Raw genomic sequence first — 25,166 nt, 5'->3', positions numbered from 1 at the left:
CGTCATGGCGCTCGAACAGGCGATCCTGGTGTCGCTCCTGGAAAAGCCGGGATCCGGCTATGAACTGGCCCGGCGTTTCGAGCGGTCCATCGGCTATTTCTGGACCGCGACGCACCAGCAGATCTATCGCGTGCTCAAGCGCATGGAGAACGACGGCTGGGTCGACGTCCGGGACGTCCCGCAGCAGGGGCGGCCGGACAAGAAGGAGTACTCCGTCGCCGACCTCGGACGGGCGGCGCTGTCCTCCTGGCTGCGCGATCCGATCGAGCCGGAGAGCGTCCGTCACGACCTGGCGGTGAAGATCCGGGGCGCCGCCTTCGACGACCCCGCCGGCCTGATCCGCGAGGTGGAGCGACACCGGCAGGCACACCGGGGCCGGCTGGCGCACTATCTCGCGGGCGAGGTAAGGGACTTCACGGGGTCCGAGGCGGCGGCAGCCGGTACGCGGGCGCCCCTCGACGCGCAACGAGAACTCCAGCACGTCGTCCTGCGCGGCGGTATCGCGTACGAACGGATGATGATCGACTGGCTGGACGACGTACTCGTCACGCTGGCCCGGTTCGGTCCGGGCCGCTGATCGGCGCCGCGCCAGGGACGCCCTGCGGCCTGCCGCTCGTCCCGGGCCCGCCCGCACCCTCCGCCGCTCCCGGGGCCGGCCCGTGCCCTCCTCCGCTCCCGGACCGGTCCGCCGCCTCCCTCCGCAGCTCCTCCCCGGCCGCACCGCCCAGCCGTCAGATCTCCCGATGTCCGACCGATGTCCGCCCTCACCCCTGCCGAAAGGCGTCCCATCATGACTGACCAGCTCATATTCAACCCGCGCGGCTACGACCCCGCGCACTTCGACCCCGAGACGCGCCGCCTGCTGCGTGCCACCGTCGACTGGTTCGAGGAGCGCGGGAAGCGGCGGCTGCTGGAGGACTACCGGACCCGTGCGTGGCTCGGTGACTTCCTCGCCTTCGCCGCCAAGGAGAACCTGTTCGCCACCTTCCTGACGCCGTCGTCCGCCGCGGGGGAGGGGGAGCCGGACAAGCGGTGGGACACCGCCCGGATCGCCGCGCTCAACGAGATCCTCGGCTTCTACGGCCTGGACTACTGGTACGCCTGGCAGGTGACGATCCTCGGCCTCGGTCCGGTCTGGCAGAGCGACAACGCCGCCGCCCGCACCCGCGCCGCGGAACTCCTCGCCCAGGGAGAGGTGTTCGCGTTCGGCCTGTCCGAGAAGGTCCACGGCGCCGACATCTACTCCACCGACATGCTGCTCGAACCCGACGGCGACGGAGGCTTCCGCGCCACCGGCTCCAAGTACTACATCGGCAACGGCAACGCCGCAGGACTCGTCTCCGTCTTCGGCCGCCGCAGCGACGTCGAGGGCCCCGACGGCTACGTGTTCTTCGCCGCCGACAGCCGTCACCCTGCCTATCACCTGGTCAAGAACGTCGTCGACTCCTCGAAGTTCGTCAGCGAGTTCCGACTGGAGGACTATCCCGTAACGGCCGCGGACGTCCTGCACACCGGCCGCGCGGCCTTCGACGCCGCCCTCAACACCGTCAACGTCGGCAAGTTCAACCTGTGCACCGCCTCGATCGGCATCTGCGAGCACGCGATGTACGAGGCCGTCACCCACGCCCACAACCGCATCCTGTACGGCCGCCCCGTCACCGCCTTCCCGCACGTGCGGCGCGAGTTGACCGACGCCTACGTCAGGCTCGTCGGCATGAAGCTGTTCAGCGGCCGCGCCGTCGACTACTTCCGCTCCGCGGGCCCGGACGACCGCCGTTACCTGCTCTTCAACCCGATGACGAAGATGAAGGTGACCACGGAGGGCGAGAAGGTCATCGACCTGATGTGGGACGTGATCGCCGCCAAGGGTTTCGAGAAGGACAACTACTTCGCCCAGGCGGCGGTGGAGATCCGCGGTCTGCCGAAGCTGGAGGGCACGGTCCACGTCAACCTGGCGCTGATCCTGAAGTTCATGCGCAACCACCTCCTCGACCCGGTCGAGTATCCCGGCGTCCGCACCCGCCTCGACGCGGCCGACGACGACTTCCTGTTCCGGCAGGGGCCGGCCCGCGGCCTCGGCTCGGTGCGCTTCCACGACTGGCGGCCCGCCTTCGAGGCATACGCGCACCTGCCCAACGTGAGTCGTCTGCGCGAACAGGCCGACGCGCTCTGCGCGTTCGTCACCACCGCGGCCCCCGACGCGGAACAGAGCCGCGATCTCGACCTCGCCCTCGCGGTCGGTCAGCTCTTCGCTCTCGTCGTGCACGGACAGCTCGTCCTGGAACAGGCAGCCCTCACCGGACTCGACGAGGACGTGCTCGACGAACTCTTCGCCGTGCTCGTGCGGGACTTCTCCGCCCACGCAGTCGAACTGCACGGCAAGGACTCGGCGACCGAAGCGCAGCAGGAGTGGGCGCTGGGCGCCGTGCGGCGACCGGTCGTCGACGAGGCCCGCACGGGGCGGGTCTGGCAGCGCGTCGAGGCGCTGTCCGGCACGTACGAGATGGCCCCGTAGACGCGCAGTGCACCTCACCGGAGGCCGGGCCGCTCGAGCCCGGCCTCCGGTTTGTCAGCGCTCGGCTCTCGTCGAGATCCTGGCCGTGAAGACTCCGGCCGCCCCCAGGTGACGCTGTGCGGCAGACCATGCCGTTTCACGGACTGACGGCCGGTCAGCCGTGAGCCGCGGCACCGCTCCGAGGTTTCCTCTTTCGGCGATGTGTGCCGAATCACCCCTTCCAGTAGGCGCCCAAGTTGTCTGCGTCACAGCGGAAATGTCCCTTTGGCGTCCATGCTTCCTAGGACAGCGACTCCCGAAGCGGAGCCCCTCCTCATGGGCACGAAGTTCCGAAGTGGCCCATGACGCAGCCCTCTTGACGTTCTTCCGTGTCCTGGAAAGGTGCCCATCATGGCCGCATACCTCTGTCCTCCTGCCGTCATACACGGCGAGCACACCGTGGAGACCAGCCGGATCGTGGCGGAGGTGCGCGACCGGCACCCGCACGCGCCGTGGGCGCCGCGGATCGACGGCATCGCGGCCAGTACGGGCATCGAGACCCGCGGGTGGATGCTGCCGCTGGAGACCGCCCTCGCGCCCGGCAACGGCGGCGGCCTGGGGGCTGCCGGCGTCGGGCCCGCCCAAGAGGCCCTGGCACGCGACGGGTTCACCCCGCAGGACGTGGACCGCGTGATCGCCGCCCTCGAGGCGATACCCGCGCCGCAGACCGTCCAGGAGCGCACCGCGCCGGCCTGGGAGGCCGTGCAGTCCTACGGGGAGCGGGCGGCGCGCGGGGCCCTGCAGATCGCCGGGCTGGACGCCGCGGACGTCGACTGCCTGATCACCAGTCACTCGACCACCCCGGCGCTGCCGGGTCTGGACATCGCGCTGGCCAACCGGCTTCCGCTCCGCGACGACGTACTGCTGCTGCCGGCCACGCAGTGGGCCTGTGTCGCGGGGACCCGCTCGCTGGCCCTGGCGGCGGACCTCGTGGCCGCGGACCCCGACCGGGTGGTCCTCGTCGTGATCGCGGAGGCGCTGAGCACGACCTACCAGCCCGCGGACGACACCCTCGAGTCCCTGATCGTCCGGTTGCTGTTCGCGGACACCGCGGTGGCCGCGGTGGTGACGGGCCGCCCGAGGCCGGAGTCGGTCGTGCGGCTGGACGCCGCCTGGCACCACACCCTGCCCGGCACCCAGGACCTGCACCGCCTGGACACGCGGGCGGACGGCACCCACTTCGTGATGGACCGCCGCGGGCCGCGCGCCGTGCAGGAGACGGTCACCGCGATGTGGGAGTGGCTGCGCCTCCGTTACCAGGACGACCCCGGCTCCTGGCACCCCGACGTGCTGCTCGCGCACCCCGGCGGCACCCGGGTGCTGGAGTACATGGAGCAGACGATGCCCGACGCGTGGCCGTCGGGTCTGCTGGACCACAGCCGGGACAGCTACACCAGCGGCAACCGCGGAGGCGCGGCCGTGTTCGACATCCTGAGGCGGGCGCACGACGCCGGGCAGAAGCCGGGCAGCCGCGCCGTCCTGTACGCGGCGGCTCCGGGCCTCACCGCCACCGCCCTGGAAGGGGAGTGGCTGTAGTACGAGCCCACGCGAACCCTGCCGGCGGACGGGACACCCGCATCATCGGGCACGCCACCGGCCCCGCATGCGCGGCCGCGTCACCTCGCGACCTGCGCCCAGACCACCTTCCCGGTGTCCGTCCACCGCACCCCCCACCGGGTGGTGAGCTTGTGCACGATGTGCAGGCCACGCCCGCCGTCGTCGAGAAGGCCGCCCCGTCTCAGACGCGGCCTGCCGTTACCGGTGTCGCCCACCTCGCACAGCAGGCCGTCACCGCCTCGGATCAGTCGTACCGTGATGGGACCGCGGGCACAGCGCACCGCGTTCGTGACCAGCTCGCTGACCAGCAGCGTCGCGTCGTCCCTGGTGTCGTCCCTGGTGCGCCACTGCCGCAGCAGCGCGGAGACGTGCGCGCGGGCACGGGCGGGCGCGTCGTCGCGGGCGGGCAGCCGCCAGGTCGCGGTGTCCCCCTTGCGGTGGCCGATCATGCGCGCGAGCAGCAGGGTCACGTCGTCGCGCTGGCGCGCGGGTGCCAGCGTGGAGACGACGTGCCGTGCGGCCTGCTGGAGGCCGTCCCAGGGGTGCACCGTGGACACGGCGTCCGCCAGCCTGCCGATGCCCTCGTCGATCAACAGGGCCGGATCCTCCACCAGGCCGTCGGTGTAGAGCGCGAGCAGGGAGCCCGGGGGCGCGCCGAAGGTGTGCACGTCGAACGGCTCCCGCAGCGCGAACTCGGCGCCCAGGCCGGGGTGAGGGCGGACCGCGAGCGGGCCCGCGTGCCCGTTCGGAAGCACCAGGACCGGCGGCAGGTGACCGGCGCTGGAGAGCGTCACGTCGTGGCTGACCGGGTCGTAGAGGGCGATGCAGCAGGTCGATCCGAGAGCGCTGTAGCCGGCCGCCAGCCCGGACTCCGCGTCGTCCAGCAGCGTCACGGTCTCGTCCAGGTGCTCCAGCACCTCGTCGGGTGCCAGCCCCGCGGACAGCAGCGCGCGGGCCTCCATGCTCAGCTGGCCCATGGTCGCCGCTGCTCCGAGGCCGTGCCCGACGACGTCTCCGACGACCAGCGCGGTACGGCCGTCCGGCAGCGGAAAGCTGTTCACCCAGTCGCCGCCGACGCCCGCGCTGTCGGGGGTGGCGGGTTGGTAGACGCTGGCGATCTCGATGGTGGCGCCGCCGGTCCGGGGCAGCAGGCGGCGCTGCAAAGCCAGCACCTGCGTGTGCTCCCGCTGGTGCTGACGGGCCAGGTCGACGTGATGGGCGGTCCTGGCCACCAGTTCCTGAAGGTCGAACAGCTCGCTGTCGCGGAAGGGGCGGTCCGCCCGCCGCCAGACCTCCGCCACGCCCAGCACGACGGGCGGCGCGCCGACCAGGACCAGCGGTATGCACGCCACACTCGCCGACCGGTCACCGGGCACCAGGGCACGTATCACCCGCGGACTGCCGAGCACCCGCTCGACCGCCTCCCGGTCGGGTATGACGATGGCCTGCGGGGCGTCGTCCCGCCGTACCGCCTGCGCCAGCAGACGACTCGCGTCGCCCGGAAGATCGTCGCCGGGAAGCACGTACCCCTCGGGCCACGCCCGGTCCGGCACCAGGGCTGCCCGCCGTAGCCGGATGCGGCCCTGCGCCTGCTCGGTGACTCCCTCGCCCGTCCATACGGCGAAGTCCAGGTCGACGGCGGCCACGTCTCCCCAGGCCAGCAGGGACTCCGCCAGCGACTGCGCGGTCTCGGCGATGTCCAGCGAGGTGCCGATCGCGGTCTCGGCGGCGTACAGGTGCAGCCGCCTCGCCATGGCGATCAAGGAGACGGTCAGGCCTTCCTGAGGCGCCGCGGCGGGCAGGATGCTCATCGAGACGACCAGCTCCGAACCGTCGCCGCGCCGCAGACGCTGGATCCTGGCGACGTGCGCCTCACCGATCTCCAGGACCTGCCGCAACCGCCGCGTCACCGTCGGTACGTCCCCGGGGGGCAGGAGATCGGCGAACGGAATCCCGGCCGCGGCATCCAGACCCGCGAAGACGGGGGCGTCCAGATTGCAGCGGGTGATTCTCAGATCCCCGTCCAGATTGACCACGCCGAGGATCTGATCGTGACGGTCGGCTGCCGGGTCGTCGGGTACGGGCCGACGGATGCCGCGGTCGCCCCGCGCTTCGGCGGGACCGGCGGCCGCTTCCTCCGCGCCGCGCGGGATGTAGCGTCCCAGGGCGCTGCTGACCTGATCGAACGGCGAAGAGGACGAGGGGGACGGTGTGGAGTCCATGCGGCTCTCTCGGCAATCCCCGGCGCAGCGCCGGGACCGTACTCGGACCCGTGCGACGGGGCCCCGAGATCCCTGACCGCACACCTCATTGAACAACACCGGGGAGTGCTTCGCCCACACCGGCGGATCGCACGGTGAACGCCGACAGTGAGGGAATGCCGCGGCCGGTGGAGCCGTGCTTCGGGTCTCCCGGCCGCCTCAGGCGAGGAGTTTCGCCTTGGCCCGGTCGTACTCCTCCGCGCTGATGTCGCCCCTGCTCTTCATCTCGGCCAGCCGCGTCAGGCTGTCCACGTGGCTGCTGCGGCCGCTGCCGGAGTCCGCGGACGCCTCCTGCACATACTTCCGGAACGCCGCCTCCCGCTCCCTGGCCTCCTCGGCGTCCCGGTTGCCCATGGTGCGGCCGCGGACGATGAGATAGACGAACACGCCGACGTACGGGAGGACGAGGACGACGATCAGCCACAGGGTCTTCGCCCCTCCGCTCAGCGAGTGGTCCCGGAAGATGTCGGTGACCACCTTGAAGAGCAGGAAGAACCACATCGTCCACAGGAAGAACCACATCATCGTCAGGAAGACGTCGAGCAGCGGATAGTCGTCCATGGGCCCGCTCCGTTCGAGTGCTGTCCCCCACGGACAGTCATACCGCCACCCCCTTCCCGCCGCATCCGGTGGCCGCACTCGCCCCGGTGCGGCGATCGCCCTGTCCCGCGGGCCGGCGGCCGTCTCGCGGCCCGGCCCAGCGGGGGCCCGGGCCGCTGGTCCGTTCGGACGAACCCACCCGGGCCGGTGGCCGGACGGTGGTGTGCCGGACAACCCGCGCGCCGCGGCCGTGATTGCGTGACCTCCGCAGCCGGGCGGACCGGAGCCGCGCAGCGAGGAGGCAGGCATCATGGATTCCACCGTGGAAGCATCGCGGGATGTCATCCCGCCGGATCTGCTGAGAGGTCAGAAGGCCCTGGTCACCGGCGCCAACTCGGGCATCGGCAAGGCCACGGCCCTCGGCCTGGGCCGGGCCGGCGCGGATGTCGTCGTGAACTACGTGGCAGATCGTGACGCCGCCGAGGAAGTGGTCCGGGAGATCACCTCGTTCGGGGTGCGCGCCGCGGCCTACGAAGCGGACGTGTCGCAGGAGGACCAGGTCACCGCCATGGTGGACCGGATGGTCCAGGAGTTCGGGACGATCGACATCATGGTGGCCAACGCCGGTCTGCAGCGGGACGCCCGGTTCACCGACATGACGCTGGCGCAGTGGCAGAAGGTCATCGACGTCAACCTCACCGGCCAGTTCCTCTGCGCCAGGGAGGCGACCAAGGAGTTCCGGCGCCGCGGAGTCGTCCCCGAGGTGTCCCGCGCGGCCGGGAAGATCATCTGCATGAGTTCGGTGCACCAGCTCATCCCCTGGTCGGGCCACGTCAACTACGCCTCCTCCAAGGGCGGCGTCCTGATGATGATGCAGACCCTGGCCCAGGAGCTCGCACCGGAGAAGATCCGGGTGAACGCCGTCGCCCCCGGGGCGATCAAGACGCCGATCAACCGCGGGGCCTGGGAGACACCCGAAGCCCGGGACGACCTGCTGAAGCTGATTCCGTACGACCGGATCGGCGACCCCGAGGACATCGCGCACGCCGTGGTCGCACTCGCCTCGGATCTCATGGACTACGTGGTGGGGACCACCCTGTACGTGGACGGCGGGATGACCCTCTTCCCCGGCTTCGCCACCGGCGGCTGACCCTCTCCCGGACCGTCATGAACAGCAAAGGCCTCCATGCCCCCCTCGTTGCACCTGCTGGCGGATGCCCCGGCCCAGCTCCTGCCGGCCCGGCAGCTCATGGCCTTCACCCTGGCGTCCCACATCATCCTGGTGCCCCTGGGCGTGGCCTTCCCCTTCATCACCCTGGTCATGCACTACCGCGGGCTGCGCCGCAACGACGCCGCGGCGCTGCTCCTTGCGCGGCGCTGGTCGGCCGTCATGGCGGTGCAGTTCGCGCTCGGCGTCGTCACCGGCACGGTGCTCTCCTTCGAGTTCGGCCTGCTCTGGCCCGGCCTGATGGGCAGGTGGGGTGATGTCTTCGGCATCGGATTCGGCGTCGAGGCCTGGGCGTTCTTCCTGGAGGCAGTACTCATCGCCGTCTACCTGTACGGATGGCGGCGGCTGAAGCCCCGTACGCACTTCCTGCTCGGGTTGCCGCTCCCGGCCGCCGCACTGCTCGGGGCGTTCGGCATCCTGGCCGCCAACTCCTGGATGAACACGCCCCGGGGCTTCTCCCTCGACTCCGGGGGCAACCCGGTCGACGTGAACGTCTGGAAGGCGATCTGGACACCGATGTTCGGGCCGCAGTACTGGCACTTCGTCGTCGCGATGATCATCACCGCGGGCTTCCTGGTGGCCGGTGTCTACGCCGTGGGCTGGCTGCGCGGCCGCCGGGACCACTATCACCGGCTCGGTTTCGGCGTTCCGTTCACCATCGCCGCGGTGGCCACTCCCGTGCAGTTCGTCCTGGGTGACTCCATCGCCCGGTCGGTGTTCCACAAGCAACCGGTGAAGTTCGCCGCGATGGAGATCGTCTGGAAGACCGACACCCGTGTACCGGAGTACCTCTTCGGACGCCTGCGGAAGGACGGCACCGTCTCGGGCGGCATCAGGGTCCCGCTCCTCGACTCGGTGCTGGCCGGATTCAGCCCGGACACCGAGGTGCGGGGACTGACCTCCGTCCCGGCGGACCAGCGCCCCACCGCCACGCAGGCGACCATCGCCCACTGGGCCTTCGACATCATGGTCCTGCTCGGGTCCGCCCTCGTGCTGCTCGCCCTCTGGTACGGACTGAGCCGGCTGCGGCACCGCCGACTGCCCGCCTCCCGATGGTTCTACCGGTCCGCGGCCTGCGCGGGGGTCGCCTCCGTCGTCGCCGTCGAGTGCGGCTGGATCGCCACCGAGGTGGGACGCCAGCCCTGGATCGTCTACCAGAACATGCGGGTCGCCGACGCGGTGACGTCGACCCGCTCCACCTCTCTGTGGATCATGCTGGGCGTGGTGATGGCGGTGTACGTGCTCCTCTTCGGCTCGTTCCTCGCCGTCCTGCTCAAGATGCGCACGCGCTGGCGGCTCGCCGACGAGCAGCAGGCCGCGGGAGGCGCCCCCCACGAGCCGGAGGCGGACACCCCTTACGGTCCTCGGGCCCCCCTCCCGGCGGGTGGCCCCGCCGTCGGCGCACGCGGTGAGGACGGCCGCCCATGACCGCCGACCTCATCGCCGTGACGCTTCTCCTCGCCGTCGCGGCGTACGCCTGTGCGGGCGGTACGGACTACGGGGCGGGCTTCTGGGACCTGACCGCCGGGGGCGCGGAGCGCGGCAAGCGTCCCCGGTGGCTCATCGACCACGCCATGGCCCCCGTGTGGGAGGTCAACAACGTCTGGCTGATCTTCGTTCTCGTCATCATGTGGACCGGGTTCCCCACCCTGTTCCAGACCGTGTTCTCCGCGATGTGGCTCCCGCTGGCGCTGGCCGCCATGGGCCTGGTCCTGCGCGGCGCCGGCTTCGCGTTCCGCAAGCCCGTCCGCCGGCTCGCCTACCGACGGCTGTACGGGGCCGTCTTCGCCGTGGCCTCGGTCGTCACACCGTTCTTCCTCGGTGCCGCCGTCGGCGGGGTCGCGTCGGGCCGGGTCGCGCGGGGCACCGAGGCCTCAGCGGACGCCTGGACCAACCCCACCTCCCTGCTGTTCGGGCTCGTCGCCGTCGCGGCCACGGCCTTCCTGGGCGCCGTGTTCCTCACGGGGGACGCCCGCCGCTTCGACGCCCCCGATCTGGTCGGCTACTTCAGGGGGCGTGCCCTCGGCACTCTCGCCGCGGTCGCCGTCCTCGCGGTGATCACCGGGTTCGTCACCCATGACGACGCACCCCACGTATGGCACGGACTCACCCATGGTCTCGGGCTGTTCTTCGTCGTCGTGGCCGGGGTCGCCGCGCTCGCGACAGCCGTGCTCCTCCTGCGGACGCCAGGCACGTGGGTGCGCCTCACGGCGGCCGGGGTCGTCGCGTCCGCCGTCATGGCCTGGGGCATGGCCCAGCGCCCCTACCTCGTCCCCACCTCACTGACCGTGGCCGACGCCGCGGGCGCACCCGCCAGTCTGACCTGGCTGGCGATCGTCACCCTGGTGGCCCTCGTGCTCGTCGTGCCGGCCGTCGTACTCCTCTACTGGCTGGACACCCACGGCGAACTCGCGGAGCTCACCGACGCCGAGCTGCGCGGAGGAAGCGGGACGGACGGCGACGGTACGGCCCCCGGCGGCTGATCGCCCGGGCCCGTACCCGGAATTCCCCCCGTGCCCGGACTTCGACGAAGGAAGCCGCTGTGACCGACGACGAGATCCTCCTCGGACTCGCCCTGACGGTGGTGCTCGCCACCGGCTCGCAGATCCTGGCGAGCAAGCTGCGCGTCCCGGCCCTGATCATCCTGCTTCCGGTGGGCTTCGCCGCCGGTGCGATGACGGACGTCATCCACCCGGACGAGCTGCTGGGACCGTACTTCTCGGCGCTGGTGTCGCTGTCCGTCGCGGTGATCCTCTACGACGCCGGCCTGGGGCTCGACCTGCGCAAGTTCGCCGGCCACACCCGCGGCATCGTGGGAAGGCTGCTCCTGTACGGCGTGCTGCTCACGTTCCTGGTCACCTCGGCGGTGGCGCCGGCGATGTTCGGCATGCCGCTGCGGGTGGCGGCGATGCTGGGCGTGATCCTCGTCGTCTCCGGGCCCACCGTCGTGGGGCCGCTGCTGGACTTCGTGCGGCCGAGCGACAAGGTGCGGCGCATCCTGATTTGGGAGGGGACGCTGACCGACCCGATCGGGGGCATCCTCGGCGCGCTCACCTTCCACGCGATCGCCACGACGCACCGGGTCGACATCGGCCGGGGTTACCAACTGGGCCAGTTCGGCCTCAGCATGGCCGTCGGGCTGGTCGGCGGGGCCCTCGGAGCCGCGCTCCTGTGGCTCACCCTGCGCACCCTGCGGCTCGGCGAGACGCTGGGCACGCTGGCCCAACTCGCCACGGTGCTGGCCGTGTCGGCGGGCTGCGACATCGTGCGGGACGACACGGGGCTCATCGCCGCGATCGTCACGGGACTGGCCGTGGCCAACCTCCGCGGCTTCGACATGCCCGCGCGGCGTCCGTTCTTCGAGACTCTGGTCCAGCTCGTCATCGGGCTGCTGTTCATCTCCATCTCCTCCACCGTCGCCCCGGCTTCCCTGGTCCCCGTACTGCTTCCCGGGCTGGGCCTCATCGCGATCCTCGTCCTGGTGGTCCGGCCGATCGTCGCCTTCGCCGCTGCGGCGCGCACCGACCTGTCCCGGGGGGAGCGTGCCTTCGTCGGGTGGATGGACCCCCGTGGCATCGTCGCGGCGGCCACGGCGTCGGCCTTCTCCGCCGGCCTGGTGGACGAGGGGGTGAGCGGGGCGGCGAAGATCCTTCCGGTCACCTTCCTGGTGATCGTCGGAACGGTGCTGCTGTACGCGCTGACGGCGGCACCGGTGGCCCGACGGCTGGGTGTCGTCAAGGAGTCGGGCAAGCGCGTTCTCCTGGTGGGCGGCGAGCCGTGGGTGGTCGACCTGGGAAGGGCCCTGCGGTCCGCCGAGCTCGACGTGCTGATGTGGGCGGGGCGCGAGGAGGAGCGGGAACGGATCAAGGACGCGGGGCTCGAACTCGCCAAGGGCGACCTGCTGGCCACGGCCATCAACCCCGGGGCGCGGGTGGAGGGAGTGACGGCCGTGTTCCTGGCCACCGACGACGACGACTTCAACGCGCTCGCCGCGGTGGTGATGCAGGACAGCGTCGAGGGGTCCGTCTACCGGGTCGGGCCACCGCACGACAGCCACGGAGTGGTCGCTCCCTACACCGGCGGCGACATCCTCTTCGGCCCCCACCTCGTCCGTCACGTCCTGGCGGAGCGCTACGAGCGGGGCGCCCGGTTCGTGGTGCAACCCGCCTCCGCCCCGCTGCCGCCGGAGCACGACACGCTCTTCGTGGTGCGGGCCGACCACCGCCTCGACCCGGTCACCGAGCGGCAGCGGACCGTCCCTCGCGGGGGCGACACCGTCGTCCTCCTCGGTTCCGTTCCTGTGCACGCCGGACAGTGAACCCGGCACCCGGACTCCGTGCGGCTACGGCCCGCCCCTGCGCGCCCCGCTGAGCTTCGAGTCCAGGGTGATCGCCGCGTCGATCAGGGCCAGGTGCGTGAACGCCTGCGGGAAGTTGCCCAGCTGTCGCCCCGTCAGGGCGATCTCCTCGGAGTACAGGCCCAGGTGGTTGGCGTAGGTGAGCATCTTCTCCAGCACCAGCCTGGCCTGATCCGTGCGGCCGGCCCGCGCCAGGGCGTCGACGTACATGAACGTGCAGAGCGAGAAGGTTCCTTCGGAGCCGCTCAGTCCGTCCGGTGACGCCTCGGGGTTGTAGCGGTAGACGAGGCTGTCACTGACCAGTTCACGGTCCATGGCATCCAGGGTGGACTTCCACATCGGGTCATCGGGCATGATGAACCCCACCGTCGGCATACGCAGCAGCGACGAGTCGAGCACGTCGTTTCCGTAGTGCTGCACGAAGGCCTGCTTCCGCGCGTCCCATCCTCGGCCGAGTACCTGCTCGTACAGCTTGTCGCGCTCGGCCATCCAGCGGCCGCGGGCTGCCGGGCGCCCGTCGTCGTACGCGATTCGCATGGCGCGGTCGAAGGCGACCCAGGACATCACCCGGCCGTAGGTGAAGTCCTTGCGGCCGCCGCGGGTCTCCCACAGCCCTTCGCCGGGCTGGTCCCAGTGGTCGACCAGCCAGTCGAGAAGGGTGTGCAGCGCGGTCCATCCCCCGGTGTCGAGATGAATGCCGTGCTGGTGCGCGAAGTAGATGCTGTCGAGCGCCTCACCGTAGATGTCCAGTTGCAGCTGGGTCGCCGCTCCGTTGCCGATGCGGACCGGGGCGGAGCCGCAGTAGCCCTCCCAGTGCTCCAGGGTCTCCTCCACCATGTCGGACGAGCCGTCGACCCGGTACATGATGTTCAGCGGTCCGGTGCCGTCGCCCCCGCCGGCTTCCTCCTTCACCCGGTCGTGCAGCCAGCCGATGAACGACGCCGCCTCCTCCTTGAAGCCCAGGCCCAGCAAGGCGTACACCGAGAACGAGGCGTCACGGATCCAGGTGAAGCGGTAGTCCCAGTTGCGCTCGCCGCCGAGCTGTTCCGGCAGGGCCGTCGTGGGGGCGGCGACCAGGGCACCGGTCGGCGCGTAGGTCATGAGCTTGAGCGTCACGGCCGAGCGTTCGACCGCCTCGCGCCACCTGCCCTCGTACGTGGACTGACTGAGCCACGAGCGCCAGAAGCGCACCGTCTCGTCGAAGAGCTCCTCGAACTCCGCACCCCGGACCTCGTGGGGCGGACCCTCCGGAGAGGATTCCATGACCAGGCCGCGCTGTTGTCCCGCCTGCAGGGTCAGGGTGAAACGGAGATCCTTGTCGCCCGAGAGGATGTTCAGGAGTCGCTCGTCCTGCGGCTCGCGGACGGCGTGGACGGCGAGGTTCAGCACCTCCGAGGTGAACAGGGCACCGTGCTCCGTGATGTGAAGCTCGTGCGGCTTGCGACCGTAGTCGAAGCGCGGGGCGATCTCGCCCTCGAAGGTCATGCTGCCGCGGACACAGCGCAGCATGCGGACCAGCCGGTGCCGCGGCGTCGCCGTCGTCCCGGTCACCGGCATGAAGTCGACGACCTCGCCCGTGCCGGCCTCGGTCATGAAGCGCGTCACGAGAACGGCGGTGTCCGGGTGGTACAGCTGCTTGGTGGTGTAGGTGTCGACGGCCGGCCTGACGGTGAAGTGGCCGCCTTTGCGGCGGTCGAGCAGGGCGCCGAAGACGCTGGGTGAATCGAAGCGCGGGCAGCAGAACCAGTCGATCGTCGCATCGGTCGTCACGAGAGCCGCGGTCTGCAGGTCACCGATCAGACCGTGGTTCTCGATCAGGGTGTAATCGTCCATCGTGAGCCCCTTTCGGCCCCGGTCGACAAGCCTAGGCGCAGAAGGTCGTTCCGTCCTGGCGAGGCGGTGACGCGCGGTGGCTGCCGCTGCGCCGGTCCGCGAACGGCCCTACCGTGAGGTGACAGCGGTCCCGCTGAGGGACCCGCGGTTTCGTGTGCCTCACGAGCACGGGGCTCCTCCGGGTGAAGGGGGCGTGACGTGGGTGTCCTGACGTCGTGGGCGGTCAGGTTCAGGTGGCGGCAGTACGTCAAGGCGAGCCTGTGGATCGTGCCGATGTTCGGTCTCGTCCTCGGCGTCCTGCTCGCCGAGCTCGCCCTCACCGTGGACGGCGCGGACTGGCCGCCGAGCGGCTGGCGTTACTCCGCAGGGACGGCGAGCGACGTGCTCACCGCCATCGTGGGCGCGATGGTGGCGTTGCTCGGATTCGTCGTCACCATCGGCGTGCTCGTCGTGCAGCAGGCGACGGGAACCCTCTCCCCTCGTTACATGCGCCTGTGGTACCGGGACCGGCTGCAGAAGGCGGTGCTCGCGACCTTCACCGGGACCTGCGCGTTCGCGTTCTCCCTGCTGCGCAGCATCGAGTCCGACTCCGTGCCCGACCTCGGGGTCACCCTGGCCGGCGCGGCGGTGGCCGTCAGCCTCGTGCTCCTGCTCATCTACCTCAACAGGTTCACCCACAGTCTGAGACCGGTGGCCATCGCGGAGTTGGTCGCGCGGATGGGGGAGGACGTCTTCACCACGGGGGCCTCGGCCGTCCGGGGCGCGGCGCCGCGAGGAGACGGAACCGTGCCCAGCGACGGTCCGGTGGTGCGCATACGTACCGGACACGGCGGAGCCGTACAGGCGTTCGACGTCACCGGGCTGGTCGCGGAGGCGGCGCGCCACGACTGCGTCTTCGTCGTGACCCGGCTGATCGGCGACTTCCTACCGCCCGGCGCCGTCCTCGTCGAGGTCCACGGCGGCACGTCGACACCGGACCCGGAGCGGGTGACCGCTCTCGTGGCCCTCGGGCCCGAGCGCACCATCGAGCAGGACCCGGCCTTCGCCGTGCGGGTTCTCGTCGACATCGCGATCAGGGCGCTCTCCCCGGCGGTGAACGACCCGACGACCGCGGTGCAGGTGATCAATTACATCGAGTCGTTCCTGCACACGGTCGGCGGGGTGCCTCTTCCCGGCCGTTACGTTCTGGCCGACCACCGCGGTCACGCCCGGCTCGTGCTGCCGGGCCGCGACTGGGAGAGCTACCTGCAGCTGGCCGTCTGCGAGATCCGCGACTACGGGGCGTCGTCCGTGCAGGTCTGCCGGCGGCTACGCGCCATGCTCGAAGACCTGCTCGACATCCTGCCGTCAACGCAGCACCCCGCTGTGCGAGCCGAGTTGAGTCTGCTCCAGGAGTCGGTCGAGCGGGAGTTCCCCGACGCGGCCCGCAGGGCCATCGCGCAGGGGTCGGACCGGCAGGGCATCGGCGGGCACCGTCCTCCGCGGGCATAGCCACGAGCCGCGAAAGGCGGGTACTGCGGACGCCGGCGCCGTCGTCACCGGGGAACGGGCAGCGTAACCGCCGAGGGCGAACCGACTCACCTGACGGCGTTCATCCGACCGGCCGTATCCGGCCGTGCGGCTCCCGGCGCGTGTCCTTCGGCGGGGCGCCATGAGGGTGGCACCGCGGAAGGGTGACGTGCGGCGCGGCTCCGGTCGCGGGACCCGCGAGGAGCGCCTTTGCTGGACTGGCGGCGGGCGCTCCGCCGCTCGCGGCCACCCGCGACGGGCTCTCGCAGGAGATCCGCATGGAACCCCAGCCCAGTCGGCCGGATCCTTCACACGGCACGCCCTCTCCGGGAGGGCAACGGAACGAGTTGGCGGATCTGCAGCGCCGGATCGCGGAACTGGAGGGCGCCGGGAGCCCGCGTCGGCACCGGTGGCGGTCGGCCCTGTCCGCCGTGCTGGTGATCCTGGCCGCACTGCTGTCCGTGCTGTCGGTCGTCGCGGTGTGGGCCGACAGCATGGTGGAGGACACCGACCGATATGTCGACACCGTCGCGCCGCTGGCCGAGGACCCGGCGGTGCGGACGGCGGTGACCAACCGGGCCACGAAGGCGATCCTCGACCAGATCGACGTGAAAGCCCTGGTGGCCGAACTCTCCTCGGCAGCCCGACAGGACGGGGCGCCACCCGCTCTCGCCAAGCTGATCGGTGAACTCGACGGTCCCATCGAGAACGGTCTCAAGGAGCTGGTGAGCAGCACGGTCCACCGGATCGTGTCGAGTCCCGCCTTCGCGACACTGTGGACGGACGCCAACCGGGCGGCGCACGGCTCCATGGACAAGGCGCTCACGGGCAAGGGCGGCGGCGCCGTGACGCTGAAGGGCGATCAGGTCGCCATCGACGTCGGTCCCATCGTCGAACGGGCGAAGGACGAGCTGGTGAAATCGGGCCTCTCCCGGGCCGCGAGCATTCCGCAGGTGCACACCGACTTCGTCGTCTTCTCCTCGGAGCAGCTCGCCGAGGTCAGGACGTACACCCGGATCCTCCAGATCGTCGGCTCATGGCTGCCCGTACTCACCGTGCTCATCGCGGCCGCGGGGATCCTCCTGGCGGCCCACCGGCGGCGGGTTCTGGTGACGACGGCGCTCGCCGTGGCCTTCGGGATGCTCGTTCTCGGGGTGAGCCTGACCGTCTTCCGTGACATCTACCTCGACCGCCTGCCGGCCGAGGTGTCGCAGGACGCGGCCGCCGCCGTGTTCGACGCACTCGTCAAGTTCCTGCGGGCCACCCTCCGCGCGGTCGCCGCCGTCGCCCTGGTGACAGCCTGCGCCGCCTTCCTGACCGGGCCCTCGCGGCCGGCGGTCACGGTGCGGCGGGCGTGCGCCGGCGGCATCGCGTCCGTGCGCGGCGTCGCCGGCTCGGCCGGCCTGCGGCTCGGCACGGTGGGCCGGTTCGTCCATCACCACAAGCGGTGGATCGGCGGCCTCATCCTGCTCACCGCCCTGATCGTCCTCGTCACCTGGTCGTATCCGACCACAGCGGTCGTGCTGTGGATCGTGGCCGCGGTCCTGGCCGCGTTCGCCGTTCGCGAGTTCCTCGACGACGCCGGGGCGGGGGACGGTACCGGCCGGCATGACGGCGGGAAGCAACCGCGGCCGGTGTGAGGACGCCGCGGGGAGCTGACCGGAACCGGGTGGCCCGCGTACTCCGAGCCGAATCCCCGCTTGTGTCCTCGGCGGCCGTGACGGGTGTCGCGTTCAGAGTTCCAGGATGCGGGCCTTCTGTGCCGCGAACTCCGCCTCGGAGAGCACCCCTTGTTCCTTGAGCTCAGCGAGCTCCTTCAACTGCGCGATCTTGGTGTCCATCGACGCTGCGGCCGCCGGCTCGGGCGCCGCAGCGGGCGCCGGAGCGCTGTAGGCCTGCTGGGGCGGCGCCGCGGGGGTCTGTTCGTAGTCCTGCTGCGCCCACCGGCCGGCCTGGCGGCGCGAGACGCGGTTGGAAACGGCGGTGGCGGTACCGGAGATGACTGCGGTGCGGGCGACCCCGCGGAGTAGACCGGGCATGGCAGTGTCCTTGTCGTCGGGCGGGCGTCGACCTAGGAGGGGGATCCGGCCTCGACGGCTTCCAGAGTCGCCATGAGGTTCTCGGCCGGGATCCTCCCGTTGGCGACCATCCGGGCCCCGCTGCGCCGCAGGGCCGCCGCCAGCGGTGCGGCCCACACGTTCTCGTACACGATGACGCCCGCGGAGTTGCCGGGTTCGAGGACGGCGGCGGCCTCCCGGAGGTCGTCCTCGCCGAGCAGGCCGGAGGAGGCGCCCTCGAACACGGCCAGGTCGAGTTCCCCGTCGCCGTCCATGTCGGTGAGCTTGAGCGCTCTGACCGAGCCGTCTTCGTCCTTGCGGACGAAGGACAGGTCGAGGACACGGATGATGTGCCGGTCGACGAGGTCGAGCAGGAGGGGCACGCCCTCCCCGGTCATGCGATTACCGGGGAATTCCAGGATCAGGTAATCGACAGGTCCCATTTCCGAGAATGCGTCGACGCTCATGCGGACTCCTCGCCTGGCGGCCCTCTGCCTCCGACGGCGCGTCAGCCGTGCCCCGCAGGACGCGCTCGTCGCCGCCTTCAATTCCAACACCGCAGGACCTCGTACGCACCTTCGGGGCGAAGGCGGGCCACCGCTGCCAGGCAGCTCGCGGCCCGCGGGTCGGCCGGCAGCGCGCAGGGCACCGCCCCGCCCGGCACCTCGGCGGGACGAGGGTGTGATGCGCGGCGCGCGGCTCCCGCGCGGTGCGTGTCCCATGTGTGACGTGGCGCTTTTGCGTCAGAGGGAAAGCGTTCCCCGCCCCCCGCGGTGCCCTGTAGGACCGTCGCATGACTCCGAACGAACTGCGCGGCGCCCGCGGCCGGAAGGCTCTGGCCGCCGCAGTCGCCTGCGCCGCGACCGTCTCGCTGCTGACCGGACCGGTCGGCAACGCGGCGGCCGGCACCGCCACTCCGTCGTCCTCGGCCACGGCACCGCACACCGGTGCGGCCGCGACGCACACCGTCACACTCATCACCGGCGACGTCGTCCGCGTCATGGACACGGGCCACGGCAAGCAGGCCGTCGACGTCCGGCGCCCGCAGGGCGCCCCGGGCGGAGTGCGGACGGAGACGGTCGGCAAGAACCTCCACGTCTACCCCGACGAGGCCATGCCCTATCTGGCCGCGGGGAAGCTCGACCGCAGGCTGTTCGATGTGACGTCGCTGATCAAGCAGGGGTACGACGACGAGCACAGCACCGGCATACCGCTGATCGTGACGTACGGCGGCGACGCCGGGTCCGCACGGGCCACGCACGTCGTGCCGAAGGGCACCACCAGGACGCGCTCGCTGCCGAGCATCGACGCCACCGCGGTCAAGGCGGCCAAGAAGCACGCGCGCCGGACCTGGAAGTCGCTCACCCCGGCCGGGGACGCCGCCGGCACAGCGGCCCCCGCCCCGGCGGCGTCCGGTTCCCCCGCCCTCCTCGGCGGCATCTCGAAGATCTGGCTGGACGGCAAGGTCTCCGCACGCCTGGCGAAGAGCACCGCTCAGATCGGTGCCCCGGCCGCCTGGGCCGCCGGCCTGGACGGAAAGGGCGTCAAGGTCGCGGTGCTCGACACCGGCGTCGACCTGAACCATCCGGACCTGGACGACCGGGTCTCCGAGGCCGCCAGCTTCGTACCCGGCGAATCCGTCGCGGACGCCCATGGGCACGGCACCCACACCGCCTCCACGGTGGGCGGCAGCGGCGAGGCCTCCGGCGGAGCGGAGAGGGGCGTCGCTCCGGGCGCCGAACTGCTGGTGGGCAAGGTCCTCTCCGACGGCGGTTCCGGCGACGACTCCTGGGTCATAGCCGGTATGGAGTGGGCCGTCGCGCAGGGCGCCCGGGTCGTCAGCATGAGCCTGGGCAGCTCGATGCCCAGCGACGGCACGGATCCGATGAGCCAGGCGGTGAACCGGCTCAGCGCCCAGGGCGACGCGCTGTTCGTCGTGGCCGCGGGCAACGCCGGCCAGGAGGCGGTCATGGGCGCGCCGGGCACGGCCGACGCGGCGCTGACCGTCGCCGCGGTCGACGCCGACGACGACCTGGCCGGTTTCTCCACCATGGGACCCCGCTACGGCGACTACGCGCTCAAGCCCGACATCGCGGCGCCCGGCGTCGACATCTCGGCCGCGAAGAGCGGCGGCAGCGCCGCCGACGGCTTCTACCAGTCGATGAGCGGCACCTCGATGGCGACGCCTCATGTCGCCGGTGCCGCCGCGATCCTCGCCCAGGCGCATCCCGGCTGGAGCGCCCAGCAGCTCAAGGACGCGCTGACGAGCACTGCCGAGCCCCTGGACCGGTACACCGCGTACCAGGTGGGCGCGGGCCGCGTCGATCTCCCGTCCTCGATCGGTGCGACCGTCACCGCCACCGGCTCCGCCTACTTCGGCTTCGACGCCCACCCGCATGACAGCACCGAACCGGTGGACCGCACCGTGACCTACCGCAACTCCGGCGGCGCCGCTGTCACCTTGGACCTCGCCCTGACCGCGGAGGTCGCGGGCGGCCCCTACGACGTGGACCCCGGCGCCGACAAGGGCGCGCCCGCTCCGGCCGGGATGTTCACCCTCTCCGCCGACTCCGTCACCGTGCCGGCGCACGGCACCGCCACCGTCACCGCGACGGCGAGGCCCGCTCTCGGCGCCGCCGGCCGTCGCTACCTCGGCCGGATCTCCGCGAGCACCACGGACGGCACGGTGCGCGCCCGGACCCGTATCGGGCTGTACAAGGAGGAGGAGCGGCACGACCTGAGGGTCACGCTCAAGGGCCGCTCCGGTGAACCCGTCGCGGGCTACCTCCAGTTGCAGAAGTTCGGCGAGGCCGACCCGGACACCTTCCCCGTGGACGCGTCAGGCCGGGCGGACCTGAGGCTCCGGTCCGGCACGTACAGCGCCCTGACCTTCGTCGACGTCGCCGGAAGCCACGGCCCCGACTCGAGCGGCCTGGCCCTGCTGGGCGATCCCGAGATCACACTCGACCGCGACCAGGACCTCGTCCTCGACGCCCGCAAGGCACGCGAGGCGACCGCGGCGGTGCCGCGCCGGAGCGAGGACCGGATGATGTACCTGAACTGGTACCGGTCCGACGGGGCCGGGAGCACGGTCGCGATCCAGTACCTGCTGTCCAGCACGCACGACAGCATGTTCGTGCTGCCCACCGAGAAGGTGTCCACCGGATCCTTCGAGTACGAGTCGCGGTGGCGCAAGGCCCGCCCGATGCTGACCCTGACCGACGCGGGCCGGGCGGTCTCCTTCGTCCACCAGGCCGGAAGCGGCTTCTACGACGGCCGACGCACCCTCCAGGCCGTACACGCAGGCAACGGTGCTCCCGCCGACTACCGGGGCCTGGACGCCAGGGGCAGAGCCGTCGTCGTGACCCGGTCGGACACGGTCACCGCGAGCCTGCGGGCCGAGGCCGCCAAGGACGCGGGCGCGGCGCTGCTCATCGTGGTCAACGACGCCGAGGGCAAGCTCTTCGAGTACGTGGGGACCGACGAGGGAGCGAGGGCGGCCCTTCCCGTAGTCTCCGTCACCGCCCGGGCCGGCGCTCCGCTGATCGCGAGGGCGAAGGGCGGGCGGCTGCGGCTGGCCGCCGAGGGCGTACCGAACTCGCCGTACGTCTATGATCTGACCGACCCGCACCCCGGCCGGATCCCGTCCGACCTGGCCTACCGCCCCAAGTCCGGAGATCTCGCGGAGGTGGGGATGCGCTTCCACGGTGACCGGACCTGGGCGAGCGGAGAGTTCCGCTGGGACTACCGCCCCTACCGCTCCTACTCCCTCGGCATCCTGCAGGCCGTCGACATGCCGGGCACCCGCACCGACTACGTCTCGGCCCAGCCGGGCACGACATGGGCCGAGGACGCGCTCACCGGATCCGCCATGGAACTGGAGTCGCGATCCGGCGTCGAGACGTACCGGGCGGGTGCGAAGGCCATCCGCAGCTGGTTCGCCCCGGTGGCCCACCCACGCAACGGCAGCGGCTTCTGGTGGTCGGAACGGCAGCAGAACTTCCTCGCCGTCAACGTGCAGCCCTGGACCGACAACGGCCGCGACCACGGCGGCTACATGCGGGACGACACCAACACCTTGAAGCTCAAGATCTACCAGGACGGTGAACTGCTCAAGACGTCGGACTGGACCACCGTGTGGCTGGACACCCTGCCGTCCGTCCCGTCGACGTACACGCTCGACCTGAAGGCAGCCCGTGATCCGCAGGCGTACCGGCTGTCTCCCCGGACGCACTCCGTCTGGAAGGTCAGGTCGCGGCCGGTCACGGATCCCCTGCGCGTCGAGCGGATGGCGCTGATGCAGCTCGACTACGACGTCAGGACGGACCTCGCGGGCGACGCGCCCGGTGGCCGTCAGAGGATCGGCCTGACGGCCGCCCACCTGCCGGACGCCGCCGGCGCCGGAAGGATCGCCGGAGGCAGCCTCTCCGTGTCCTACGACGACGGCGCCACCTGGCACCGCGTGTCCCTGGACAAGGCGTCCTCCGGCGGCTGGACCGCGGCCTTCACCGCACCGTCCAGGGGCTACGTCTCGCTGAAGGCCAGGGCATGGGACACGGCGGGCAACAGCGTCTCGCAGGAGGTGATCCGCGCCTACGGCCTGAAGGACGCCCGCCGGGGGCGGTAGCGCCCCTCCGCAGAGGCGGCCCCGGGCTTCGTGCCCGTGGCCGCCTCTCGTATTGTCACGGCCCTCAGCACCATGCGGGGAGGTTTGATGCTTGCCGTGCTCGGACTCGGCGCCGCGGAGGAAGAGGTCTACCGCCGGCTGATCGTGCGGGCGGGAGGGAACGCCGGCGAACTGGCCGCCGACACCGGCAGATCACCGGCCGAGGTGCACCGGCTGCTCACCGCCCTCGCCGGCCTCGGCCTGGTGACGGCGCACCCGGCAGACCCCGCGGAGCACGCGGGAAGGGCAACCCCGGCCGACGCCGTGGAGCCGCCGGGTCCCGCCGCCACCTTCACCGCCGCGCCGCCGACGGTCGCGCTCGGGCCCGTCCTTCGAGAGCACCGGGACGCGCTGCGCGCCGCGGAACTCGATCTGCTGCACCTCACCGAGCAGCACAGGCTGGCCGCTCATGACCGCGCCTCCGACGTCGTCGAGGTCATCACGGACACCGATACCGTGCGTCACCGCTTCGCCCAGTTGCAGCACGCGGCACGCCGCGAAGTGCGGTCCATGATGGTGCCGCACCTCTCCGTCGTACCGCACCGGCAGAACGAAGCCGGAGCCGCGGGCCTGCGCCGGGGTGTCCGCTACCGGGCGATCGCCCCGCGGGAACTGCTGGCACAGCCCGGCATGCTCGGCGAGGTGCTCGCCTCCCTCACCGAGGGCGAGGCGATACGGGTGGTGGATTCGGTCCCCGTCAAGCTGGTGATCGCCGACGACGACCTCGCCATGGTGCCGCTGTCCTCCAGCCGGAACACCGCCGCCGCGTCGATCGTGGTGCATCGCAGCGGCCTTCTGGACGTTCTGATCGAGTACTTCGAAGCCGCGTGGGAACGCGCCTACCCGCTGTCGCCGCACGCGGCGGGCGACGGTGCGGGCATGTCCCCGGCCGGTGACCTCGACGAGCTGGACCTTCAGGTCCTGACCCTGATGCTCAGCGGGCTGACCGACCAGACGGCGGCCGGCCAACTGGGCATCTCCCGGCGTACGTACCAGCGCCGCATCGCCGACCTGATGGCCAAGGCGGGGGTGGACACCCGGGTCCAGCTCGGCTGGCAGGCCGCCCGCCGGGGCTGGGCCTGACCTGACGACCGGTGAGGGGCAGTGCTTCGGCCCCTGCGCCGTGCGCGGGGCGCCGTGTCCGACCGGTGGCCGGGTGCCAAGCGGGTGATGCCCGCGTTTCCCGCGGGAGGGGGTGTCGTTAGGACGGACATGATCAAGAAGCTTGCCTGTGTCTCCGTCCTCGCCACGGCCCTGCTGGCCTCCGCTCCCGCCGCCCAGGCCGCCCCCGTCGCCTCGGCTCCCGTCCCCGGCCCGGCCTCCGGCGCTCCGCTCGTGCCCTTCCTGAGCGGTGTCCTCGGCTCGCTCGAAGTGGGCCATCCGGCGACCTCCGCCCAGTCGATCCTCCCCACGGGCATCCTCGGCGGCTGAGGAGTACCCCACACGAGAACGCCCCCGCCGGCCTGCGGGGGCGCGCACGTGACGTCAGCCGGTGCCGAGGAAGCGCACCAGTTCGTCACGGAAGGCGGGATCGCGCACCGCCTGCATGTGGTCGCCGGGCACCAGGCGCAGCCTCCCGTCCGGGAGCGCGTCCGCGAGAGTCTGCGGACGGACGGCGAGAGGGTCGTCCCGGCCGGCGAGGACGAGCGTCGGGGCCTTGATGGTGTCCAGCGGTATCGGCCGGTCGTGCGCGGCGGTGACCTGCGCGGCCAGCGCCTTCCGGTCACCGCCGACGGCGTCGACGAAGGCGCGGAAACCGGCGGCCGCCGGATCGGTGACGGTGGCGGGATCGTCGGTGCCGAGCGCGTGCAGCAGCGCCGGACGCCCGACGGCCCTCGTGTCGACACCGCCGAGTTCGACCACGGCGGCGCCCACTCCGCCGACCACCAGGCGACGGACGCGCGGATCGCGTACCGCCGTGAGCAGGGAGACGACCGCTCCCATCGAGTAGCCCACCAGGTCGTAGGACGCTTCCCCGAGCAGATCGACGAGCGCGCGGACGTCCTCGGCCATCCGGGCCTCGCCGTAGCGGGCCGGGTCGTGCGGCTTGTCCGACCTGCCGTGCCCGCGGGCGTCGATGGTGGCGACCCGGTGGCCGGCGGCCGTCAGCGCGGCGACGATGCCGGGAGCGACCCAGTTGGACTCCCCGTCCGCGATGAAGCCGTGATGCAGCAGCACCAGTGGCAGCGCGGAGGTCCCCGGCCACACCTCGTAGGAGAGGCGGACGCCATCGGGGGCGGTGAAGACCGGCATGCGTGGTCCTTTCTGGAACGGCGGACGACGTGAGGCTGCGCTCGCGAGCGTACTGACCGCGCTGCCACCGTCGACAGGGCCACGGGGAGGCCGGCCCGTTGGGGCCGGCGGGAGGCGGGCGACTTCTGTGCATCGTGCAACGAAAGCGTGGAAGAAGGTCGGCATGTCCACTAGCCTGGAAGACCAGCCCGCCGCCGACTTCTACGACGTCGCCCGCTTCTTCGCGGACGCCGAGGCCATCTACTCCTTCGAGGGCACCCGGGAGATGAACACCCTCATCGTCGGCAAGGCGATCACCGGACAGAGCGCGTTCGTCTGAGCGGGGACGGAGCGGGTCAGGCGCGCCCGCCG

At 71.4% G+C, this 25,166-nt stretch carries 19 protein-coding genes; 13 read left to right on the top strand and 6 right to left on the bottom strand.

Annotation, left to right across the window (positions count from 1 at the left end; translation table 11 throughout):
• The first annotated feature begins 4 nt into the window (after positions 1 to 4).
• The 3 genes from AC069T_RS02625 to AC069T_RS02615 all read left to right on the top strand — a co-directional run bounded on the left by AC069T_RS02625 (position 5) and on the right by AC069T_RS02615 (position 4,090).
• Positions 5 to 577, top strand: a complete 573-nt coding sequence (locus tag AC069T_RS02625) for a PadR family transcriptional regulator (RefSeq protein WP_478780958.1) — start codon at positions 5 to 7, stop codon at positions 575 to 577.
• Between the two features lie 213 nt (positions 578 to 790).
• The gene (locus AC069T_RS02620) at positions 791 to 2,515 is read left to right on the top strand and encodes an acyl-CoA dehydrogenase family protein (protein WP_478780957.1); all 1,725 of its coding nucleotides are present in this window, start codon (positions 791 to 793) and stop codon (positions 2,513 to 2,515) included.
• A gap of 390 nt (positions 2,516 to 2,905) precedes the next feature.
• Entirely contained in the window at positions 2,906 to 4,090 is a 1,185-nt protein-coding gene (locus tag AC069T_RS02615) for a type III polyketide synthase (RefSeq protein WP_478780956.1), read from the top strand.
• Between the two features lie 80 nt (positions 4,091 to 4,170).
• On the opposite strand, the gene AC069T_RS02610 is transcribed toward AC069T_RS02615, so the two are convergent.
• Together AC069T_RS02610 and AC069T_RS02605 are read right to left on the bottom strand one after the other, a co-directional pair.
• Entirely contained in the window at positions 4,171 to 6,333 is a 2,163-nt protein-coding gene (locus AC069T_RS02610) for an ATP-binding SpoIIE family protein phosphatase (protein ID WP_478780955.1), read from the bottom strand.
• Between the two features lie 198 nt (positions 6,334 to 6,531).
• On the bottom strand, positions 6,532 to 6,933 hold the full coding sequence (locus AC069T_RS02605) for an SHOCT domain-containing protein (protein WP_478780954.1): 402 nt from the start codon (positions 6,931 to 6,933) through the stop codon (positions 6,532 to 6,534).
• 289 nt (positions 6,934 to 7,222) lie between these two features.
• On the opposite strand from AC069T_RS02605, the gene AC069T_RS02600 reads away from it, so the two are divergent.
• From AC069T_RS02600 to AC069T_RS02585, 4 genes are read left to right on the top strand one after another with little or no spacing between them, the layout of a single operon-like run.
• On the top strand, positions 7,223 to 8,062 hold the full coding sequence (locus AC069T_RS02600; protein WP_478780953.1) for an SDR family oxidoreductase: 840 nt from the start codon (positions 7,223 to 7,225) through the stop codon (positions 8,060 to 8,062).
• Between the two features lie 36 nt (positions 8,063 to 8,098).
• Positions 8,099 to 9,568 carry a cytochrome ubiquinol oxidase subunit I gene (locus tag AC069T_RS02595; protein WP_478780952.1) on the top strand — a complete coding sequence of 490 codons (1,470 nt, stop codon included), beginning with the start codon at positions 8,099 to 8,101 and terminating at the stop codon, positions 9,566 to 9,568.
• On the top strand, positions 9,565 to 10,623 hold the full coding sequence (locus AC069T_RS02590) for a cytochrome d ubiquinol oxidase subunit II (protein WP_478780951.1): 1,059 nt from the start codon (positions 9,565 to 9,567) through the stop codon (positions 10,621 to 10,623). Before AC069T_RS02595 ends, AC069T_RS02590 begins: the two co-directional genes overlap by 4 nt.
• A gap of 59 nt (positions 10,624 to 10,682) precedes the next feature.
• Positions 10,683 to 12,458: a cation:proton antiporter gene (locus AC069T_RS02585; RefSeq protein ID WP_478780950.1), complete on the top strand. Its 1,776-nt coding sequence runs from the start codon at positions 10,683 to 10,685 to the stop codon at positions 12,456 to 12,458.
• Positions 12,459 to 12,482: 24 nt separating this feature from the next.
• Here the strand turns inward: AC069T_RS02585 and AC069T_RS02580 are convergent, their stop codons facing one another.
• A complete protein-coding gene (locus AC069T_RS02580; RefSeq protein ID WP_478780949.1) occupies positions 12,483 to 14,330 on the bottom strand; it encodes a glycoside hydrolase family 15 protein in 1,848 nt (615 codons plus the stop codon).
• 198 nt (positions 14,331 to 14,528) lie between these two features.
• Between AC069T_RS02580 and AC069T_RS02575 the strand changes: the two genes are divergently transcribed.
• Positions 14,529 to 15,821: a DUF2254 domain-containing protein gene (locus tag AC069T_RS02575; RefSeq protein ID WP_478780948.1), complete on the top strand. Its 1,293-nt coding sequence runs from the start codon at positions 14,529 to 14,531 to the stop codon at positions 15,819 to 15,821.
• A gap of 365 nt (positions 15,822 to 16,186) precedes the next feature.
• Positions 16,187 to 17,479 (top strand): hypothetical protein, encoded by a 1,293-nt coding sequence (locus AC069T_RS02570; protein WP_478780947.1) that lies wholly within the window; start codon positions 16,187 to 16,189, stop codon positions 17,477 to 17,479.
• Positions 17,480 to 17,572: 93 nt separating this feature from the next.
• Here AC069T_RS02570 and AC069T_RS02565 read toward each other — a convergent pair whose 3' ends face one another.
• Together AC069T_RS02565 and AC069T_RS02560 are read right to left on the bottom strand one after the other, a co-directional pair.
• Positions 17,573 to 17,878: an SHOCT domain-containing protein gene (locus AC069T_RS02565; RefSeq protein ID WP_478780946.1), complete on the bottom strand. Its 306-nt coding sequence runs from the start codon at positions 17,876 to 17,878 to the stop codon at positions 17,573 to 17,575.
• Positions 17,879 to 17,910: 32 nt separating this feature from the next.
• The gene (locus tag AC069T_RS02560) at positions 17,911 to 18,363 is read right to left on the bottom strand and encodes a DUF6325 family protein (protein WP_478780945.1); all 453 of its coding nucleotides are present in this window, start codon (positions 18,361 to 18,363) and stop codon (positions 17,911 to 17,913) included.
• Between the two features lie 326 nt (positions 18,364 to 18,689).
• Here AC069T_RS02560 and AC069T_RS02555 point away from each other — a divergent pair, with 326 nt between their 5' ends.
• The 3 genes from AC069T_RS02555 to AC069T_RS02545 all read left to right on the top strand — a co-directional run bounded on the left by AC069T_RS02555 (position 18,690) and on the right by AC069T_RS02545 (position 23,993).
• Entirely contained in the window at positions 18,690 to 22,523 is a 3,834-nt protein-coding gene (locus tag AC069T_RS02555) for a S8 family serine peptidase (RefSeq protein ID WP_478780944.1), read from the top strand.
• 87 nt (positions 22,524 to 22,610) lie between these two features.
• Positions 22,611 to 23,645, top strand: coding sequence for a helix-turn-helix domain-containing protein (locus AC069T_RS02550; RefSeq protein WP_478780943.1), 1,035 nt, complete (start codon positions 22,611 to 22,613; stop codon positions 23,643 to 23,645).
• A 129-nt stretch (positions 23,646 to 23,774) separates the two neighbouring features.
• Positions 23,775 to 23,993, top strand: a complete 219-nt coding sequence (locus AC069T_RS02545; protein WP_478780942.1) for a hypothetical protein — start codon at positions 23,775 to 23,777, stop codon at positions 23,991 to 23,993.
• Positions 23,994 to 24,047: 54 nt separating this feature from the next.
• Here the strand turns inward: AC069T_RS02545 and AC069T_RS02540 are convergent, their stop codons facing one another.
• Positions 24,048 to 24,815, bottom strand: coding sequence for an alpha/beta fold hydrolase (locus AC069T_RS02540; protein ID WP_478780941.1), 768 nt, complete (start codon positions 24,813 to 24,815; stop codon positions 24,048 to 24,050).
• A 163-nt stretch (positions 24,816 to 24,978) separates the two neighbouring features.
• On the opposite strand from AC069T_RS02540, the gene AC069T_RS02535 reads away from it, so the two are divergent.
• On the top strand, positions 24,979 to 25,134 hold the full coding sequence (locus AC069T_RS02535; protein WP_478781129.1) for a hypothetical protein: 156 nt from the start codon (positions 24,979 to 24,981) through the stop codon (positions 25,132 to 25,134).
• Positions 25,135 to 25,166 lie beyond the last annotated feature (32 nt).

Source organism: Streptomyces sp. NPDC043867, from assembly GCF_056435845.1.
This window is presented reverse-complemented; position numbering and strand designations above follow the sequence as displayed.

Coding starts and splice junctions, on each gene's coding strand:
- AC069T_RS02625 (WP_478780958.1), top strand. CDS start 5: ATGGCGCTCGAACAGGCGATCCTGGTGTCGCTCCTGGAAAAGCCGGGA.
- AC069T_RS02620 (WP_478780957.1), top strand. CDS start 791: ATGACTGACCAGCTCATATTCAACCCGCGCGGCTACGACCCCGCGCAC.
- AC069T_RS02615 (WP_478780956.1), top strand. CDS start 2,906: ATGGCCGCATACCTCTGTCCTCCTGCCGTCATACACGGCGAGCACACC.
- AC069T_RS02610 (WP_478780955.1), bottom strand. CDS start 6,333: ATGGACTCCACACCGTCCCCCTCGTCCTCTTCGCCGTTCGATCAGGTC.
- AC069T_RS02605 (WP_478780954.1), bottom strand. CDS start 6,933: ATGGACGACTATCCGCTGCTCGACGTCTTCCTGACGATGATGTGGTTC.
- AC069T_RS02600 (WP_478780953.1), top strand. CDS start 7,223: ATGGATTCCACCGTGGAAGCATCGCGGGATGTCATCCCGCCGGATCTG.
- AC069T_RS02595 (WP_478780952.1), top strand. CDS start 8,099: ATGCCCCCCTCGTTGCACCTGCTGGCGGATGCCCCGGCCCAGCTCCTG.
- AC069T_RS02590 (WP_478780951.1), top strand. CDS start 9,565: ATGACCGCCGACCTCATCGCCGTGACGCTTCTCCTCGCCGTCGCGGCG.
- AC069T_RS02580 (WP_478780949.1), bottom strand. CDS start 14,330: ATGGACGATTACACCCTGATCGAGAACCACGGTCTGATCGGTGACCTG.
- AC069T_RS02565 (WP_478780946.1), bottom strand. CDS start 17,878: ATGCCCGGTCTACTCCGCGGGGTCGCCCGCACCGCAGTCATCTCCGGT.
- AC069T_RS02560 (WP_478780945.1), bottom strand. CDS start 18,363: ATGAGCGTCGACGCATTCTCGGAAATGGGACCTGTCGATTACCTGATC.
- AC069T_RS02555 (WP_478780944.1), top strand. CDS start 18,690: ATGACTCCGAACGAACTGCGCGGCGCCCGCGGCCGGAAGGCTCTGGCC.
- AC069T_RS02550 (WP_478780943.1), top strand. CDS start 22,611: ATGCTTGCCGTGCTCGGACTCGGCGCCGCGGAGGAAGAGGTCTACCGC.
- AC069T_RS02545 (WP_478780942.1), top strand. CDS start 23,775: ATGATCAAGAAGCTTGCCTGTGTCTCCGTCCTCGCCACGGCCCTGCTG.
- AC069T_RS02540 (WP_478780941.1), bottom strand. CDS start 24,815: ATGCCGGTCTTCACCGCCCCCGATGGCGTCCGCCTCTCCTACGAGGTG.
- AC069T_RS02535 (WP_478781129.1), top strand. CDS start 24,979: ATGTCCACTAGCCTGGAAGACCAGCCCGCCGCCGACTTCTACGACGTC.